This window comes from Curtobacterium sp. 260 (assembly GCF_030803485.1).
Lineage (GTDB): Bacteria > Actinomycetota > Actinomycetes > Actinomycetales > Microbacteriaceae > Curtobacterium.
This window is the reverse complement of the sequence record NZ_JAURUY010000003.1, coordinates 41483-59020: the sequence shown is the minus strand read 5'-3', so window position 1 is coordinate 59020 and position 17538 is coordinate 41483. Positions and strand designations below refer to the sequence as shown.

Genomic DNA, 17538 nt, shown 5'->3' with positions numbered 1-17538 from the left:
ACCGAACACGTTTCGAACTCAGCAAGAGAGAAGAACATTGCTCGAAGCAACGTCATTTGACGCCATCCGGATCGGCCTCGCGACCGCCGAGGACATCCGTCAGTGGTCGTACGGCGAGGTCAAGAAGCCGGAGACCATCAACTACCGCACCCTGAAGCCCGAGAAGGACGGTCTGTTCGGCGAGCAGATCTTCGGTCCGTCCCGCGACTGGGAGTGCGCCTGCGGCAAGTACAAGCGTGTCCGCTTCAAGGGCATCGTCTGCGAGCGCTGCGGCGTCGAGGTCACCAAGTCCTCGGTCCGCCGTGAGCGCATGGGCCACATCGAGCTCGCCGCGCCCGTCACGCACATCTGGTACTTCAAGGGCGTCCCGTCGCGCCTCGGCTACCTGCTCGACATGGCGCCGAAGGACCTCGAGAAGGTCATCTACTTCGCGGCGTACATGATCATCGACATCGATGAAGAGGGCCGTCACGCCGACATGCCCGGTCTCGAGAACGAGATGCGCCTCGAGATCAAGAACCTCGAGGGTCAGCGCGACTCGATCATCGCCGACCGCCTCAAGAAGCTCGAGGACGACCTCGCAGCGCTCGAGGAAGAGGGCGCCAAGGCCGACGTGAAGCGCCGGACCAAGGACACCGCCGAGAAGGAGATGTCCCAGGTCCGCAAGTCCTTCGACGAGGACATCACCCGCCTCGAGCGCGTGTGGGAGGACTTCCGCAACCTCAAGGTCGGCGACCTCAAGCCCGAGGACGCCGTGTTCCACGAGCTGCAGGACCGCTTCGGGATCTACTTCGACGCCTACATGGGCGCCGAGGCGATCAAGCTGCGGCTCGAGGCCTTCGACCTGGCCGCCGAGGCCGAGTCGCTGCGCCTGCAGATCGCCGAGGGCAAGGGTCAGAAGAAGATCCGCGCGATCAAGCGCCTGCGCGTCGTCAGCTCCTTCCTCGCCACCGGCAACTCGCCGGCCGCGATGGTGCTCGACGTCGTGCCGGTCATCCCGCCGGAGCTGCGCCCGATGGTGCAGCTCGACGGTGGCCGCTTCGCCACGTCGGACCTCAACGACCTCTACCGTCGTGTGATCAACCGCAACAACCGCCTCCGCCGCCTGCTCGACCTCGGTGCCCCCGAGATCATCGTGAACAACGAGAAGCGCATGCTGCAGGAAGCGGTCGACGCACTGTTCGACAACGGTCGTCGTGGTCGTCCCGTCACGGGTACCGGCAACCGCGCCCTGAAGTCCCTGAGCGACATGCTCAAGGGAAAGCAGGGTCGCTTCCGCCAGAACCTGCTCGGCAAGCGCGTCGACTACTCGGGCCGTTCGGTCATCATCGTCGGCCCGCAGCTCAAGCTGCACCAGTGCGGTCTGCCGAAGCAGATGGCGCTCGAGCTGTTCAAGCCGTTCGTCATCAAGCGCCTCATCGACCTGTCGCACGCGCAGAACATCAAGTCGGCCAAGCGCATGGTCGAGCGTTCGCGTCCGCAGGTGTGGGACGTGCTCGAGGAGATCATCCGCGAGCGCCCCGTGCTGCTGAACCGTGCGCCGACGCTGCACCGTCTGGGCATCCAGGCGTTCGAGCCGCAGCTCGTCGAGGGCAAGGCCATCCAGCTCCACCCGCTCGTGTGTGCTGCGTTCAACGCGGACTTCGACGGTGACCAGATGGCCGTGCACCTGCCGCTGTCGGTCGAGGCCCAGGCCGAGGCCCGCATCCTGATGCTCGCCTCGAACAACATCCTCAAGCCGTCGGACGGCCGTCCGGTGACCCTGCCCGCACAGGACATGATCATCGGTCTGCACCACCTGACGACCGTCCGCGAGGGCGCGCTCGGCGAGGGCCGTGCGTTCTCGTCGGTCGCCGAGGCGATCCTGGCCAAGGACCAGAACACGCTGCACCTCAACGCGATGGTGAAGATCCGCATGTCGGGTGTCCACTTCGCCGAGGGCGAGGCGCCGGAGGGCTACGAGGTCGGTCAGCCGATCCTCCTCGAGACCACCCTGGGCCGTGCGCTCTTCAACGAGACGCTGCCGGCGGACTACCCGTTCGTCCAGCGCGTCACCGACAAGGGCACCCTCTCCGCGATCGTCAACGACCTCGCCGAGCGCTACTCCAAGACCGAGACGGCCGCTGCGCTGGACCGGATCAAGGACGCGGGCTTCTACTGGGGCACGCGCTCCGGTGTGACCGTGGCGCTGTCGGACGTCGTGACGCCTCCTCGCAAGAAGGAGATCATCGCGGGCTACGAGGTCCAGGCCGCCAAGGTCCAGGGCGAGTTCGACAAGGGTCTGATCACCGACGCGGAGCGCCGCGCCGACCTGATCAAGATCTGGACCGAGGCCACGAACGAGATCGCGCAGGAGATGCGCGACAACTTCCCGGTCGACAACACCATCAACCGCATGGTCTCGTCGGGTGCTCGTGGTAACTGGCTGCAGGTGCGCAACATCGCCGGTATGCGTGGTCTGGTGAACAACCCGAAGGGTGAGATCATCGCCCGCCCGATCATCAACTCGTACCGCGAGGGCCTGACCGTGGCGGAGTACTTCATCGCCACGCACGGTGCCCGCAAGGGTCTGGCGGACACGGCTCTCCGTACCGCCGACTCGGGCTACCTGACCCGTCGTCTCGTCGACGTGTCGCAGGACGTCATCATCCGTGAGGACGACTGCGGGACGACCCGTGGCCTCGAGCTGCCGATCGCGACCGTGGGTGCCGACGGCGCCCTCGTCCGCGACCCGCGCGTCGAGAACACCGTCTACTCGCGCACGCTGGCCACCGAGGCAGCGGACGCGAAGGGCACGGTCGTCGCCGAGGCCGGTTCGGACGTCGGTGACGTCCTGCTGGACACGCTGCTCGAGGCGGGTGTCGAGAGCATCAAGGTGCGCTCGGTCCTGACCTGCGAGTCGGCCGTCGGTGTCTGCGCGAAGTGCTACGGCCGTTCGCTCGCCACGGGCAACCTCGTCGACATCGGCGAGGCGGTCGGCATCATCGCCGCCCAGTCCATCGGTGAGCCCGGTACCCAGCTGACGATGCGTACCTTCCACACGGGTGGTTCGGCCTCGGCCGACGACATCACGCAGGGTCTGCCCCGCGTGACCGAGCTCTTCGAGGCCCGCACCCCGAAGGGCGCGTCCCCGATCGCCGAGGCCCCCGGCCGCGTCACGATCGAGGACACGGACAAGGGTCGTCGGATCATCCTCACGCCGGACAACGGCGACGAGCCGTTCATCTACCCGGTGCTCAAGCGTGCGACCCTCCTCATCGAGGACGGCCAGCACGTCGAGCTCGGCGAGCAGTTCATCGCCGGCACGGTGGACCCGAAGGAGGTCCTCCGGGTCAAGGGTGTGCGCGAGGTCCAGAAGCACCTCGTCAACGGTGTGCAGGACGTGTACGGCTCGCAGGGCGTGCCGATCCACGACAAGCACATCGAGGTCATCGTCCGCCAGATGCTCCGCAAGGTCACCGTCGTCGACCACGGCGACACCGACCTGCTGCCGGGCGAGCTCGTCGACCGGTCGCGCTACAACGCGCTGAACCGTGCGGCGCTGCAGGAGGGTCGCAAGACCGCCTCGGCTCGCCAGGAGGTCATGGGCATCACGAAGGCGTCCCTCGCGACCGAGTCGTGGCTGTCCGCCGCGTCCTTCCAGGAGACCACCCGCGTCCTCACGCAGGCGGCCATGGAGGGCAAGCAGGACCACCTCGTCGGCCTCAAGGAGAACGTCATCATCGGTAAGCTCATCCCCGCCGGGACGGGCCTCAGCCGGTACCGTGACGTGGACGTCGCCGCGACCGAGGAAGCCAAGGCGGAGCGGTACCCCAACCGCATCTTCGCCGACGACTCCTCGTTCTCGGACGCCGACCTGAGCTTCGTCGACTTCGACAGCTTCTCGTCGGACGACTTCACGCCCGGGACCTACAACTGAGCCTGAGCTGAACCCGGAAGGCCCCCGCATCCTCGGATGCGGGGGCCTTCCTCGTTGCCGGCGCGTGGCCGGTCAGCGGCGTGCTGCCGGCCTGGAGGCTCGTGACGGGCCCGCCACGCGCCTCCAGGCCGGCGCGCGGTCGCGTCTCAGGCCGTGCGGCCCTTCTCGTCGACCAACGAGTACAGGCTGAGGACGTTGCCGTCGGGGTCGCGGACGTCGAACCAGTCGACGGCACCGTCGACGCACTCGACCGGGCCGACGTCGATGCCGAGCGACCCGATGCGGGCGTGCTGGGACCGGACGTCGTCGACACCGAACCGGACGGTCGCCGGACGCCGTTCGGCGTCCGCGTCGAGGTACAGCTGCAGCCAGATGCCGCCGATCTCGTACTCGACGACGCCGTCCTCGGGCTCCAGGTCGGGGTCCGCACGCTGGAACACGGCGCCGTACCAGAGGCAGGACGCCTCGATGTCGGAGACGGGGAGGCCCACGGTCACGCTCGTGATGTCCATGGCTCATCATGGCCCGGGGCGGCGCCGCACGTCGAGGACTTCGTCGTGGGGCGGTGCGGGCGGCGGCCGCGCGTGGACCCCGTCGCGTCCGTTCCTGCACAGCCCGGGGTCTCGACCGAGTGCTCCACCGATCGCCGGACCGCCCACCCCGCGAGCACGCTCGCGACGGAGCATCGACCCGTGTCGATCATCGTCCGGACCACCCAGTACCGGCGGGTACCCCTGCACTGGGGACACCCGCCACCCCGTCGCCCCCTCGTTGTGGGACTGCGGTCGCCGCACACCGCGGCAATAGCGTGGACGGGCGCCGCACCGCTGCGGGACGCATCCCCACGACCCGGTCTCGACCCGAAGGAGGCTCCGGGACACATGGCCACGCTCTCCGAGATCCTCATCCTCAACGGCGCACTGCCGATCGAACACCTCGACTCGATGACGGGGGACGAAGCGATCGACGAGCGCTCGATCCGCACCCTGGTCGACCAGGGCGTGGTGAGCGAGGCGCAGTACATCACCGCGCGTGCGGCCTCGAACAACGCGCACACCGTCCCGCTGACCGACTACCCGGTCGACGGCACGGCGGTGTCGATGCTGCCCGCGGCGCTCTGCCGTCGGCACGGTGTGCTCGGTGTCGGGTTCGAGGGCGAGACGCTCGTGCTGGCGATGGTGAACCCCTCGAACGTGCTCGCGATCGACGACGCCCGCACCGCCTCCGGTCGCTCGATCAAGCCGCTGCAGGTCGACGAGCGCGACCTGGTGAGCGCCCTCGACCGGTACCTGCGCGCCGACGACGAGCTCAACGACCTGACCTCGTCGTTCGAGGACCAGTCGGCCGCCCCGACCCAGCAGCAGGTGGACCTGACCGACGGCGCGCTCGACGACGTGCCGATCGTCCGCTTCGTGAACCTGCTCGTGTCGCAGGCCATCCAGGACCACGCGTCCGACATCCACATCGAGCCGGGCGAGCACGAGGTCCGGGTGCGCTACCGCATCGACGGCGTGCTGCACGAGATGGCCCCGGCGCCGAAGAACATCCAGAACGGTGTCATCAGCCGGCTCAAGATCATGAGCGACATCGACATCGCCGAGCGTCGGAAGCCGCAGGACGGCCGCATGTCGGTGCGCCACGGCGGTCGGCAGATCGACCTGCGTGTGGCGACGCTGCCGACCGTGTGGGGCGAGAAGGTCGTCATGCGGATCCTCGACAACACGAACACGTCGCTGACGCTCAAGGACCTCAACCTGCTCGAGCAGAACTTCCAGGCGTACCAGCGGTCCTACTCGAAGCCGTACGGCATGATCCTGGTCACCGGACCCACCGGGTCGGGCAAGTCGACCACGCTGTACACGACGCTGAACGCCGTCGCGAAGCCCGAGATCAACGTCATCACGGTCGAGGACCCGGTCGAGTACCGGATGGCCGGCATCAACCAGGTGCAGGTGAACCCGAAGGCCGGGCTGACGTTCGCGTCCGCGCTGCGCTCGATCCTGCGCTCCGACCCCGACGTGGTGCTCCTCGGTGAGATCCGCGACCACGAGACGGCGCAGATCGCGATCGAGGCGTCGCTCACCGGTCACCTGGTGCTCTCCACGCTGCACACCAACGACGCACCGTCTGCCGTCACCCGTCTGACCGAGATGGACATCGAGCCCTTCCTGGTCGGCTCCGCACTCGACTCGGTGGTCGCCCAGCGTCTGGCCCGCCGGCTCTGCGACCGGTGCAAGGCTCCGGCGGTCTACGAGGCCGAGCAGCTGCACGCGCTCGGGTTCCTCGACCGTGCGGACGCGGCCGTGCCGGAGTTCTTCGCGCCGATCGGCTGCGCCGTCTGCTCGAACACCGGCTACCGCGGCCGGATCGCCCTGCACGAGGTCATGACCGTCACCGAGGAGATCGAGCGGCTCGCCGTCGCGCGGGCCTCGAGCGCCGAGATCAGCCGCGTCGCCCAGCAGCAGGGCATGCTCACCCTCCGACAGGACGGGTGGGAGAAGGTCAAGCTCGGCATGACCAGCGTCGACGAGATCCTGCGCGTGGTCGCGTAGTCCCGGGAGCACGAGGACGATGAACGAATCGGTGTACGACATCGAGGCCGGCGACGACCCCGTCGCCGGATGGCACCCCGGACAGCCGGGCAACGAGGTCGGCGGTCGTCGGGCTGCGCGGCTCGCTGCCGCTGCTGCGGCCGCTGCGGCGTCGGCACCCTCGGCGTCATCGAGCGACCGCTCTCCCGTGCCGACGTCGAGCAGTGCCGTGTACGACCTGTCGACCGAGCCCGCGTGGGGCGCACCGGCGGCGTGGGGCGGCTCGTCCGCGGCTGCGACCTCCAGCGGATCCTCGTGGCCGCCGCCCGCCGGCGACCCCGTCGCCGTCCCGGTCGCGCAGCCGCAGGCCGCGCCGGCCACGCCCCCGGCGGCCGTCCCCGCGTCGACGGCCGCGTACGGCTACGCCGAGACGGTGACCGAGCACCTGCCGGTGGCGCCCGCGGTACCGACCACGAGCCTCCAGGCCGTCACCACCACGACGCAGGGCCGCGCCGTCGACGCCGGCTCGCACCCCGAGATCGGCTTCACGCGCCACGCGCGCGAGGTCGCCGACGCCGACCTCATCACGGCGCTCTCGCAGGTCGTGTACCAGGGCGCCTCGGACCTCCACGTCACCGCCGACGCCCCGCCCACCGTGCGGGTCGACGGCTCCCTGCGGCCCGCGGTCCCCGGGGGACCCTGGGCACGCAACAAGGTGATCGCCGCACTGAAGACCCTGTTGAGCCCCGAGCAGGCCGGGCAGTTCGACCACGAGCAGGAACTCGACTTCGCGTACTCCCTGTCGCCGGAGTTCCGCTTCCGCGTGAACTACTACCAGCAGCGCGGCAACTGGGGCGCGGCCTTCCGCATCATCCCGACGAAGATCAAGACGCTCAAGCAGCTCGGCATCCCGGAGCACGTGGGTGAGTTCGCGAAGCTGCCCCGCGGCCTCGTGCTCGTCACCGGGCCGACCGGTTCCGGCAAGTCGACGACCCTCGCCGCGCTCATCGACCTGGTCAACGAGACCCGGGCCGACCACATCGTGACGGTCGAGGACCCGATCGAGTTCATGCACGACCACAAGAAGGCGATCATCAACCAGCGCGAGGTCGGGGCGGACACGCACTCGTTCGCCGCCGCGCTGAAGCACGTGCTGCGGCAGGACCCCGACGTCATCCTGATCGGTGAGCTCCGCGACCTCGAGACCATCTCCGTCGCGCTCACCGCGGCCGAGACCGGCCACCTCGTCTTCGCGACGCTGCACACGCAGAGCGCTCCGGGCACCATCGACCGCGTCATCGACGTGTTCCCGCCGCACCAGCAGGGGCAGATCCGAACGCAGCTCGCGGCGACACTCGAGGGTGTCGTCTGCCAGACGCTCGTGCCGAAGGCGAACGGCACCGGCCGGGTCGTCGCCACCGAGATCATGCGGACGACGCCGGCGATCGCGAACCTGGTGCGCGAGGGCAAGACGTACCAGATCACCTCGGCGATGCAGGCCGGCCGAGACGCCGGGATGCACACGATGGACCAGGACCTGGCCGAGCTGGTCAACGTCGGCACCGTCACCCGGGCTGCGGCGATGGAGAAGGTGCACGACGAGGACGGCTTCGACCGGCTCGTCCAGCGCGTCGAGTCGCCCTCCGACTCGTCCGCCGCCGCGATCGCCGCATCCGAGATCGACTTCGGCGACAAGTACTCCGGAGGCCACTGATGTCGCTCGCGTTCGACTACCGGGGCCGCGACGGCGCCGGCAAGCTCGTCAAGGGTCGGCTCGACGCCGCGTCGGAGGGCGCGGTCGTCCAGCGCCTGCGCGGCATGGGCGTCTCGCCGATCGCCATCACCGAGGCGAAGCCCGGCACCGGGCTGCAGACCGAGATCAAGATCCCGGGGCTCGAGAAGGGCGTCGGGCTCAAGGACCTCGCGATCATGTCGCGCCAGGCCTCGACGATGCTCTCGTCCGGGCTCTCGCTCCTGCGTGCGCTGACGATCCTGGCGGGCCAGACCGAGAACAAGAAGCTCAAGGAGATCCTCGGCAAGGTGCGTGACGACGTCGAGCGCGGCGTCTCGTTCTCGGACGCCGTCGCGAAGTACCCGGTCGACTTCCCGCCGATCATGATCAACATGATCCGCGCGGGGGAGACCGGCGGATTCCTCGACCAGGCGATGGACTCGATCGCGACGAACTTCGAGAAGGAGCACAAGCTCCGGTCGACGATCAAGTCGGCCATGACCTACCCGGTCGTGGTGCTCGTGATGTCGCTGCTGGCAGTCGTCGTCATGCTCGTCTTCATCGTGCCGATCTTCCAGGACATGTTCGCGTCGCTCGGTGGGCAGCTGCCGTTGCCGACCCGGATCCTCGTGCAGCTCTCGCACGCGATGCGCTGGGCCGGACCGATCCTGGCGGTACTCGTCGTCGTTGGGTGGCTCTGGTACCGGGGGAACAAGAACACGGACCGCTTCCGGGCGTTCCGGGACCCGATCCTGCTGCGGATGCCGGTCTTCGGGCAGCTGACGAAGAAGATCGTCATCGCCCGGTTCGCCCGGAACTTCTCGAACATGATCGGGGCCGGCGTCCCCATCCTGCAGGCATTGAAGATCGTCGGAGAAGTATCCAACAACTTCGTCGTGCAGAAAGCGCTCGACCGGGTCGCGGAAAGCGTCCGGAAAGGCGAATCGATCGCCGAGCCACTGGCAAAGGAGAACGTCTTCCCGCCGATGGTCGCGCAGATGATCGCGGTCGGCGAGGACGCCGGTTCGCTCGAGGTCATGCTGGAGAAGATCGCAATCTTCTACGATTCCGAGGTGGAATCGACCACGGAATCCCTGACGTCGCTCATCGAGCCGTTGCTCATCGCATTCCTCGGCGTCGTGGTCGGCGGCATGATCGTCGCGCTCTACCTGCCGATCTTCCAGATCTCCTCGCTCGTCAAGTAACTCGACGGCACGCGCCCTCCGTTCGGGGGCCGGTCAGGAATTCCGCACCCCCGGTACTGGGGGCATTTCGCAGCACGGATCACCCCCGTTCTCGGGATTATGCCCGGAAAGTGCCGTCAATACGCTTGCCAGCGGCGGCGGAGCAGTCTGCGGCACAACCCCCATCGCATTCCCGAGAAGAACGGAACCACCATGTACTTCGCTCTCATGGGCAAGCTCGACGCTCGCCGCAAGGGCCTCCTCGAGGACAAGGAGAAGGGCTTCACGCTCATCGAACTCCTGGTCGTCGTGATCATCATCGGCATCCTCGCCGCGATCGCCATCCCGGTGTACCTGAACGTGCAGAACAACGCGAAGGACGCGACGGTGAAGTCCGACCTGGCGAACGCGAAGACGGCGGTCATCGCGTTCCAGACGGACAAGAACGGGAAGCTCCCGACGGACGCCGAGTTCAAGGACGTCCCGACCATGTCGCCGTACGGATACACGAAGAGCGATGGGACCAAGTTCGTTTACACGCCCGCCGCTACCGGCACGTCGTTCTCGATCTGCGCGAGTGGCGACACGAAGACCTCCTTCACCATCACCGACACCACGGCGGCCACCAAGGCCGGCAACTGCGTGTAGTACGACCCCGATGGGGTGACCGGTCTGTAGACGGGTCACCCCATCATCGTTCCGACCACCGCCGAGGAGGTGACCGTGATCCGCACCCTGCAGCGCGCCCTGCGCCCGGTCGACCCGACGACCCGTGAGGCGGGCCTCTCGGTCATCGAGGTCATGGTCGCCATGATGGTCTTCGCCGTGATGAGCGTCGGGATCGCCTACGGCATCGCGAACACCCTCCAGCTCACCCAGACGAGCCGTGGCCGCGAGACCGCGGTGGCGCTCGCCTCGCAGGACATCGACTCGATGCGGCAGACGGCCGCCGCGACGACCGCCGGCATCTTCAAGGTCATCAGCAAGGACGGGGCGGTCAACACGAAGACCCTCGGCGGCGTGACCTACCAGATCGACCGGTCGGTGCGGTGGGTGCAGAGCGACGGTGCGAGCGGTGCGTGCGGCACCTCGAACGGCAAGCTCGCGTACAAGAGCGTCGTCGCGACGGTGTCCTGGCCGAACGCCCGCGGCGGTACGTCCTCCACGTCGATGACCTCGGCGATCGCCCCGAGCGACGCCGTCACGGACCCGGGCTACGGCACCGTGATCGTCTCGGTCGCGAACGCGTCCGGTGCGCCGTTCGCCGGCGTGACCGTCTCGTTGACGCCGATCTCGGGCAGCGGCGCCGTCGCACCGAGCACCTCCCCGCTGCCGACCGACTCCCAGGGCTGCTCGTACGCGGTGAACGTGGCGCCGGGTGACTACACCGTCACCGCCAGCGTCGCGGGCGGCATCGACACCGACCAGAAGCAGCCCTCCCAGCAGACCCCGATCACCGTTGCCGCCGGCGCGAGCGCCCCCGTCCCGTTCGTCTACGACCGCGCGAGCCGACTGACGCTCGGGTACGCGCAGTCCTACGGGGCGACGCTCCCCACGAACATGCCCACCGTGCTCTCGAGCACCGGCGGCGGTCTCGACACGGTGACGCCCTGGGACACGACGAGCACGACGCTCGCGATCACCTCGACCTCGACGCCCTCGCTCCTGGTCTTCCCCTTCACCTCCGGGTACACGGCCTACGCCGGCCCCTACTCGAACAGCCCGAACGCCAGGGTCAACTGCCTCAGCCCGAGCCCCGCCGCGTGGACCACACCCAACGCGGACGGAGCGGTCGGAGCCACCCCCGACGTGATCACGACGAGCGCGGGTGAGCCCTCGAGCGGTTCCGTGCGCATGGGTGTCGCGACGGTCAAGGGCGTCAAGGGGCGCTACGTCACCGCGGTCTCCTCCGCGAACCCCGGTCCGGGCGATCCGGGCTGCGCAGCGGGCATGACGATGAAGTTCCCGGTGTCGTCCGCGGACACCGCCACCATCGCCCTGCCCTTCGGCACGTGGACCATCTCGTCCGGCACGACGTTCGGGTCGACGTCGCGCAACGAGATCGCCACGAACGCCTCCAACGTCGCGCCGGTCACGCCCGGGACGGTCAACAGGAAGACCGCGCTCATCGTCATCAGCTACGACAACACGCTCACCCTCGACCCGCGCGGGCAGACCTCGTGATGCGGGTGCTCCGTCGCTTCCGGCACGAGGACGACGGCGTCGGGCTCATGGAACTCATCGTCGCGATGAGCATCTCGATGGTGATCCTCGTCGCGGTCGGGGGCTTCTTCACCGCGACGCTGCGTGCCGGGTCGACGAACACCCGGTCCGACCAGAACGCGCGATCGGCGTCGGTCGTGATGAACTCGCTCACCCGCTACGTGCACGCAGCGAGCCTGCTGCCGAAGGCGGACGGCACCTACGCGTCCGCGGTGACCCAGGCCGACGGTTCGAGGATGACGTTCACCGCCTTCGTGAACCTCGACGGCAACGCCACCGACGTCCCGGTGCAGGTGCGGTACTCGCTCAACGGGGCGAAGGGCATCGTGCTCGACCGGTGGACGGGCACCACGACGAAGGGCTTCACGACGTTCCCCGCGCCGACGCAGCCGCCCACCAGCTCGACCGTCCTCGGCGGAGCGGTGTCGTCCCCGACCGGGGACGGCGATCCGCTCTTCACCTACCTCGGTGCGAACGGGGCTCCGCTGCCGACCCTCGCCGACGGTTCCCTGGCCGCGACGCAGCTCGGAGCGGTCCGCGCCGTCCGCGTGAACCTCGAGCTCGGAGCCCCCACCGCGGACACCCCGGGCAACACCCACATCCAGAACACGCTGTACCTCTTCAACGTGGCCTACGGCACGAACTCCGGAGCGACGCCGTGATCGGCCGGATCAGTGCTGCCCTCCGCCGCGCGCACGGCGACGACGGGGGCATGGCCCTGGCGAACGTCGTGATCTTCGGCACGGTCATGCTCATGCTCGTCGCGACGATGGTCGCGGTGTCCACCTCGGGGGCGGTGAAGTCGGCGACGGACCGGAACTTCCAGAACGCCATGGCCGCGGCGTACGCCGGCCTGGCCGACTACCAGTCGAAGCTGTCCAACGACAACGGCTACGCGCTCTACGGCAACGCGGCAGCACAGTTCAGCAAGACGAGCGGGTCGACGTTCACCGGCGACGACAAGAACACCGCCTTCACCAGCAGCGGCTCGCAGTGGGCGTCCGTCGTGGGCTCCACGGACCAGTTCTTCCGGTACGAGGTCGACAACGCCGACTACTCGTCGAAGGGCGTGCTCCGGGTCCGCGTCACGGGGAAGTCCGGCGGGAGCGTCCGGTCGCTCGTGGCGAACCTCAAGGGCGACGGCTTCATCAACTACCTGTACTTCACGAACTACGAGTCGTCGAGTCCGTCGATCTCCGGCAGTGACTGCACGACCGCCTACCAGTGGCAGGGAGGCGTGTCGAACAGGTGCCAGGCCGTGCAGTTCGCCGGGACCGACGTCCTCAACGGCCCGATCCGGACGAACGACGTCTTCACGGCGGCGTGCGCGACGACCTTCAACGGCAGCGTCGAGCAGCACGACACGCGGGTGCGTCCGTCCAGCGGGACCTGCAGCGGCCAGTTCCTCGGTGGTGATCCGTCACCGGTGCCGTACCTGGGGCTTCCGGCGCTGAACTCGAACATGTCCCAGGAGACCCGGACCGACATCCCGGCGACGGTTCCCCGTCCCGGCTGCCTGTACACGGGCCCGACCCGGGTGACCTTCCTCGGAGGCGGCAAGATGACGGTCTGGTCGCCGTGGTCGAAGGCGACGCAGATCCGGGTGGACAGCCAGTCCGGCGAGGTGTCCGCGAGCGCGGACACCGCGAAGGCAGCGTCGCTCTGCGGGTCGATCGACGCCCTGCAGAGCCAGGGCGGCGCGACGATCCCCACGCTGCCCGCGAACCTCGTGTACGTGCAGGACGTCCCGTCGGCGACGAACAACGTGAACACCTGGTCGGGGACCTTCCCGTCGAAGTACACCAACACCTACTGCACGACGACGGTCACGGTCGGGGCGAACGGCCGGGCGACGACGAAGGCGAACCAGCCGTTCAGCAACGGCATGGGCTACCCGGCCGCAGGGGAGTGGGTGAACGGCCGCAGCGCCGGCCGCAACAACACGACGCAGGCCGGTTCCGCGCCGGACACCTACTCGTGCACCGCCGGCGACGTCTTCGTCAGCGGGCCGTTCGCCGGCGCGATGACGATCGCCTCGTCGGGCACGATCTGGGCGACCGGCAGCGTGACGTACGCCGACCCCACCACCGACATCCTCGGCCTCGTCGGCCAGAACGCGGTCGAGGTGTACAACCCGACCAAGTGCACCTCGTACGCGTCCGACGGCACCGCCTGCAACAACTCGGGGATCGCCCTGCTGAACCGCTCGACCGGGGACGGCATCACCATCAGCGGTGCCATCGCCAGCAACGCCGGGACGTTCTGGAACCAGAACTACGACGTCGGACCGAAGCTCGGCACGCTCAAGGTCGTCGGCTCCATCGCGCAGAACTGGCGCGGACCGGTCGCGACCACCGGGAACACCGGCTTCTCGAAGAACTACGTGTACGACCAGCGGCTGCTCACCACCGCCCCGCCGAAGTTCCTGCAGCCCGTCTCGACCTCGTACGGCGTGACGACGCAGGTCGAGGTGCAGTCCGCGTACCAGGTCGACGGTGCGTGCGCGAGGACGAGCACGGGAGCCTGCCGGTGAGCGCCGCCTGGGTCCTCGCCGCCCTGGCCGGTGTGCTCGGTCTGGCGATCGGCTCCTTCCTCAACGTCGTCGTGCACCGTGTCCCCGCCGCGATCTCCGTCGTCGCGCCGGCGAGCGCGTGCCCGCGATGCGACCACCCGATCCGCAGGCGGGACAACGTCCCGGTTCTCTCGTGGCTGCTGCTGCGCGCGCGGTGCCGCGACTGCGCCGCTCCCATCTCGGCCCGCTACCCCGCGGTCGAGGGCGCGACCGCGGTCCTGTTCGTGCTCGTCGCCCTCGTCGTCCCCCAGCCGCTCGGCGCCACCACCGTCGGCGAGGCCCTCGGTCGGACCGTGATGCTCGCCGCCCTGCTGTTCCTGATGGCGGTGAGCGTCGCGCTCTCGCTGATCGACCTCGACACGCACCGGCTGCCGAACGCCGTCGTCTACCCGGCTGCTGTCGTGCTGCTGGTGCTCCTCGGCGCGGTGTCCGCGGTGTCCGGAGACTGGGGCGCCTTGCTGCGCGGTCTCCTCGGCGCCGTCGTGCTCGGTGGTGCGTACCTGGTCCTGGCGCTCGCGGTCCCCGGGGGGATGGGGCTCGGCGACGTCAAGCTCGCCGTGGTCCTCGGCCTCGTGCTCGCGTACCTCGGATGGGGACCCCTCGCAGTGGGAGCTTTCGGCGGCTTCCTCGTCGGCGGTACGGTCGCGATCGCACTCGTCGCCGTCGGTCGCGCACGGATGGGCAGCGGAGTCCCCTTCGGGCCGTCGATGCTCGTCGGCGCCTGGATCGGCATCGTCCTCGGCGTACCCCTCTGGTCGGCCTACCTCGGGCTCCTCGGCCTCTCCTGACCCTCAACGAAAGCAGCACCATGGGAAAGAGCATCGTCGGCGTCGACATCGCCGCGTCGTCGATCCGCGCGGTCGAGGTCGGGGACGCCGACCGTGACCGCCCCGTCGTCCTCCGGGTCGCCGAGGTGCCGACACCCGAGGGTGCGGTCAGCCGCGGCGAGGTGCTCGAGCCGAACACGGTGGGGGCCGCGCTGCGGCAGCTCTGGTCGGTCGGCAGGTTCCGGTCGCGCGACGTCGTCCTCGGCATGGGCAACCAGCGGGTCCTCTCGCGTGACCTCACCGTGCCGCACGCTCCGCTCGCGCAGATCCGCGAGAGCCTCCCCTTCCACGTGCAGGACATGCTGCCGGTGCCGGTGGGGGACGCGATCCTCGACTTCTACCCGGTCAGCGAGGGTGTCGACGAGACCGGTCCGGTGATCAAGGGACTCCTGGTCGCGGCGATCAAGGACGCCGTGCTCGCCAACGTGCGCGCCGTGCGGCTCGCGGGTCTCAACCCGGTCGGTGTCGATCTCATCCCGTTCGCGCTCACCCGGGTCCTGAGCCCGACGCAGGCGCAGCACGGCACCATCGCGATCATCCAGGTCGGTGCGGACACCACGAGCGTCGTGCTCGCCACGGACGGCGTGCCGCAGTTCGTGCGGATCATCCCGTCCGGCGGGGACGACATCACCCGGTCGCTCGCCGGTCGACTCGACATCCCCTTCGCCCAGGCCGAGGCGGTGAAGCGGCACTTCGGCATCGGACCGGGGGCCCGCACACCGGACGACGTCCGCGCCGTCGCGGCGGTCTTCGACACGGTGAACGAACTCGTGACGAGCCTCCGCAACACCATCAACTACTACGTCAACACCCGTCCGGACGAGGTCGTCGCCGGGATCGCCCTCGTGGGCGGCGGCGCGCAGCTCATCGGGCTGCGCGAGGCACTCGCCGACACGACACACCTGCCGGTCTCGACCCCCTCCGCATTCCGCGGTGCGGGCTTCGGGCGGGCGGTGCGCGAGGAGGACGTCCTCGCGCACGGCGACTCGGTGGCGGTCGCGTACGGACTCGCGGTGGGGAGCAAGGCAGCATGACCAGCACAGAGGAACGCACGGACGCGACGCAGGGTCGTCGGGGTCGGGCAGGCCGTCGAGCGGCTGCGGACTCGACCGCGGGGCGCACGCCCCGCGTCGACCTCCTGCCCGCGGAGGTCTACGTCGAGCGTCGGCAGCGCGCGGTCACGCGTCGCGCCTGGCTCGGTGTCGTGGTGGCGGCAGCCGCCGTCGTGCTCGCGAGCGGCGGGGCGATGGCGCACCAGATGGCCACGGCGGCGGCGCTGACCGCGGCGCAGGGTGAGACCACGACGCTCCTCGCCCAGCAGCAGCGGTACGCGGAACTGCGTGCGGCAGAACGCGACACCGACCTCCTCGACTCCGCCCGCGCCGTCGGCGGGTCGACGGAGGTCGACTGGGACGGCACGCTCGGCGGCATCCGGGACGTCCTGCCGGCAGACCTCGCGATCAGCGGGATGACCATCGCGTCCGCGACCGTGACGGAGCCGTTCGGGCAGCCGGCGGACGCAGGACCCACGCCGAGGGTCGCCACCCTCACGTTGACCGCCCGGTCGACGACGATCCCGTCCGTCCCGGACTGGACCTCGCGCCTGTCCGGGACCACCGGCTACCTGGACTCGTCGATCTCGTCGATCTCGTACGACGAGGACCGCGGCGAGTACACCTCCGTGATCGAGCTCGAGCTCGATGCGCGGGCCTACGACGGCAAGTACGAGAAGGACGCCGACCGATGACGAAGCACCACCTGTCCCTCGTGATCGCGCTCGTGGTCTGCGCGGTCGTCCTGGCCGGGGGCTGGTTCCTCGGTGTGCAGCCGCAACTCGCGGCGGCGTCGTCGAACCAGGCGCAGCAGAGCACCATCGACGCGACGAACGACAAGAACCGTGCGGAGCTCACGCGGCTCGCCGCGGCGTTCGCCGGACTCGACGCCACGAAGGCCGAACTGGCGCAGCTCCGGGCATCGGTGCCGTCGACGACGGACAGCGAGTCCTTCGTCCGGCAGATCGACGCGAACGCCGCCGCGGCCGGCGTCCAGGTCACGAACGTCACCATCGGGGACGCCACCGCCTACGCCCCCGCCACCGAGCCCACGGCGGAGACGACGGCATCCGCGGCGCCGTCCGCGGCCGCGACCTCGAGCACCGACGAGGACGTGCCCTCGGCGCAGCCGGCGACCGACCCTGCGGTCACCGACGCGAACTTCTCGCTCGTCCCCGTGACGGTGGCGGTGCAGGGGTCGTACGACCAGGCGCTCGCGTTCACGAAGGCGATGCAGTCCGGGTCGCGGCTCTTCCTGGTCTCCGGCATCGCGGCCGCGAGTGAGGAGGAGGACGACGCGCCCCCGATGGAGTCGCAGTCCTGGTCGCTCTCCGGATCGGTCTACGTCTTCACGGACACCTCGTCGACCGCCTCGGCGAACGGCTGACACCCCGTCCGCAGAGCCCCCCGCGAAGTGGGTGCGACACGCCACGCCGCACCCACTTCCGCGACACCCGTCGGTGTGCCTACGATGCTCCCGACGCCGCACTCGCGGCTG

At 69.2% G+C, this 17538-nt stretch carries 13 protein-coding genes; 12 read left to right on the top strand and 1 reads right to left on the bottom strand.

Annotated elements, in window-relative coordinates; all coding sequences use genetic code 11:
• Positions 1-37 precede the first annotated feature (37 nt).
• Positions 38-3919, top strand: a complete 3882-nt coding sequence (locus tag J2X59_RS04690) for a DNA-directed RNA polymerase subunit beta' (RefSeq protein WP_066657075.1) — start codon at positions 38-40, stop codon at positions 3917-3919.
• Between the two features lie 146 nt (positions 3920-4065).
• Here J2X59_RS04690 and J2X59_RS04685 read toward each other — a convergent pair whose 3' ends face one another.
• Entirely contained in the window at positions 4066-4431 is a 366-nt protein-coding gene (locus J2X59_RS04685; RefSeq protein ID WP_058728464.1) for a VOC family protein, read from the bottom strand.
• Positions 4432-4800: 369 nt separating this feature from the next.
• Here J2X59_RS04685 and J2X59_RS04680 point away from each other — a divergent pair, with 369 nt between their 5' ends.
• The 11 genes from J2X59_RS04680 (at position 4801) to J2X59_RS04630 (ending at position 17427) form a co-directional block, all read left to right on the top strand.
• Positions 4801-6471 (top strand): GspE/PulE family protein, encoded by a 1671-nt coding sequence (locus tag J2X59_RS04680; protein WP_326495852.1) that lies wholly within the window; start codon positions 4801-4803, stop codon positions 6469-6471.
• 19 nt (positions 6472-6490) lie between these two features.
• The gene (locus J2X59_RS04675) at positions 6491-8164 is read left to right on the top strand and encodes a type IV pilus twitching motility protein PilT (RefSeq protein ID WP_081985135.1); all 1674 of its coding nucleotides are present in this window, start codon (positions 6491-6493) and stop codon (positions 8162-8164) included.
• On the top strand, positions 8164-9387 hold the full coding sequence (locus J2X59_RS04670) for a type II secretion system F family protein (protein WP_081985133.1): 1224 nt from the start codon (positions 8164-8166) through the stop codon (positions 9385-9387). The genes J2X59_RS04675 and J2X59_RS04670 overlap by 1 nt, the downstream gene beginning before the upstream one ends.
• 192 nt (positions 9388-9579) lie before the next feature.
• A complete protein-coding gene (locus tag J2X59_RS04665) occupies positions 9580-10014 on the top strand; it encodes a type IV pilin protein (RefSeq protein ID WP_326495851.1) in 435 nt (144 codons plus the stop codon).
• A 75-nt stretch (positions 10015-10089) separates the two neighbouring features.
• Positions 10090-11550: a hypothetical protein gene (locus J2X59_RS04660; protein WP_326495850.1), complete on the top strand. Its 1461-nt coding sequence runs from the start codon at positions 10090-10092 to the stop codon at positions 11548-11550.
• A complete protein-coding gene (locus J2X59_RS04655; RefSeq protein ID WP_326495849.1) occupies positions 11547-12251 on the top strand; it encodes a PulJ/GspJ family protein in 705 nt (234 codons plus the stop codon). Before J2X59_RS04660 ends, J2X59_RS04655 begins: the two co-directional genes overlap by 4 nt.
• Complete coding sequence (locus tag J2X59_RS04650) at positions 12248-14122, top strand: hypothetical protein (RefSeq protein ID WP_326495848.1); 1875 nt, start codon at positions 12248-12250, stop codon at positions 14120-14122. Before J2X59_RS04655 ends, J2X59_RS04650 begins: the two co-directional genes overlap by 4 nt.
• Complete coding sequence (locus J2X59_RS04645) at positions 14119-14949, top strand: prepilin peptidase (RefSeq protein ID WP_326495847.1); 831 nt, start codon at positions 14119-14121, stop codon at positions 14947-14949. The genes J2X59_RS04650 and J2X59_RS04645 overlap by 4 nt, the downstream gene beginning before the upstream one ends.
• A 20-nt stretch (positions 14950-14969) precedes the next feature.
• Complete coding sequence (pilM, locus tag J2X59_RS04640; protein WP_066657057.1) at positions 14970-16022, top strand: type IV pilus assembly protein PilM; 1053 nt, start codon at positions 14970-14972, stop codon at positions 16020-16022.
• The gene (locus J2X59_RS04635) at positions 16019-16735 is read left to right on the top strand and encodes a hypothetical protein (protein WP_271826701.1); all 717 of its coding nucleotides are present in this window, start codon (positions 16019-16021) and stop codon (positions 16733-16735) included. The genes pilM and J2X59_RS04635 overlap by 4 nt, the downstream gene beginning before the upstream one ends.
• Positions 16732-17427, top strand: coding sequence for a hypothetical protein (locus J2X59_RS04630; protein WP_066657051.1), 696 nt, complete (start codon positions 16732-16734; stop codon positions 17425-17427). The genes J2X59_RS04635 and J2X59_RS04630 overlap by 4 nt, the downstream gene beginning before the upstream one ends.
• Positions 17428-17538 lie beyond the last annotated feature (111 nt).

Excerpts from the sequence above, each read along its gene's own strand:
- J2X59_RS04685 (WP_058728464.1), bottom strand. The coding sequence starts at position 4,431 with ATGGACATCACGAGCGTGACCGTGGGCCTCCCCGTCTCCGACATCGAG.
- J2X59_RS04680 (WP_326495852.1), top strand. The coding sequence starts at position 4,801 with ATGGCCACGCTCTCCGAGATCCTCATCCTCAACGGCGCACTGCCGATC.
- J2X59_RS04675 (WP_081985135.1), top strand. The coding sequence starts at position 6,491 with ATGAACGAATCGGTGTACGACATCGAGGCCGGCGACGACCCCGTCGCC.
- J2X59_RS04670 (WP_081985133.1), top strand. The coding sequence starts at position 8,164 with ATGTCGCTCGCGTTCGACTACCGGGGCCGCGACGGCGCCGGCAAGCTC.
- J2X59_RS04665 (WP_326495851.1), top strand. The coding sequence starts at position 9,580 with ATGTACTTCGCTCTCATGGGCAAGCTCGACGCTCGCCGCAAGGGCCTC.
- pilM (WP_066657057.1), top strand. The coding sequence starts at position 14,970 with ATGGGAAAGAGCATCGTCGGCGTCGACATCGCCGCGTCGTCGATCCGC.
- J2X59_RS04635 (WP_271826701.1), top strand. The coding sequence starts at position 16,019 with ATGACCAGCACAGAGGAACGCACGGACGCGACGCAGGGTCGTCGGGGT.
- J2X59_RS04630 (WP_066657051.1), top strand. The coding sequence starts at position 16,732 with ATGACGAAGCACCACCTGTCCCTCGTGATCGCGCTCGTGGTCTGCGCG.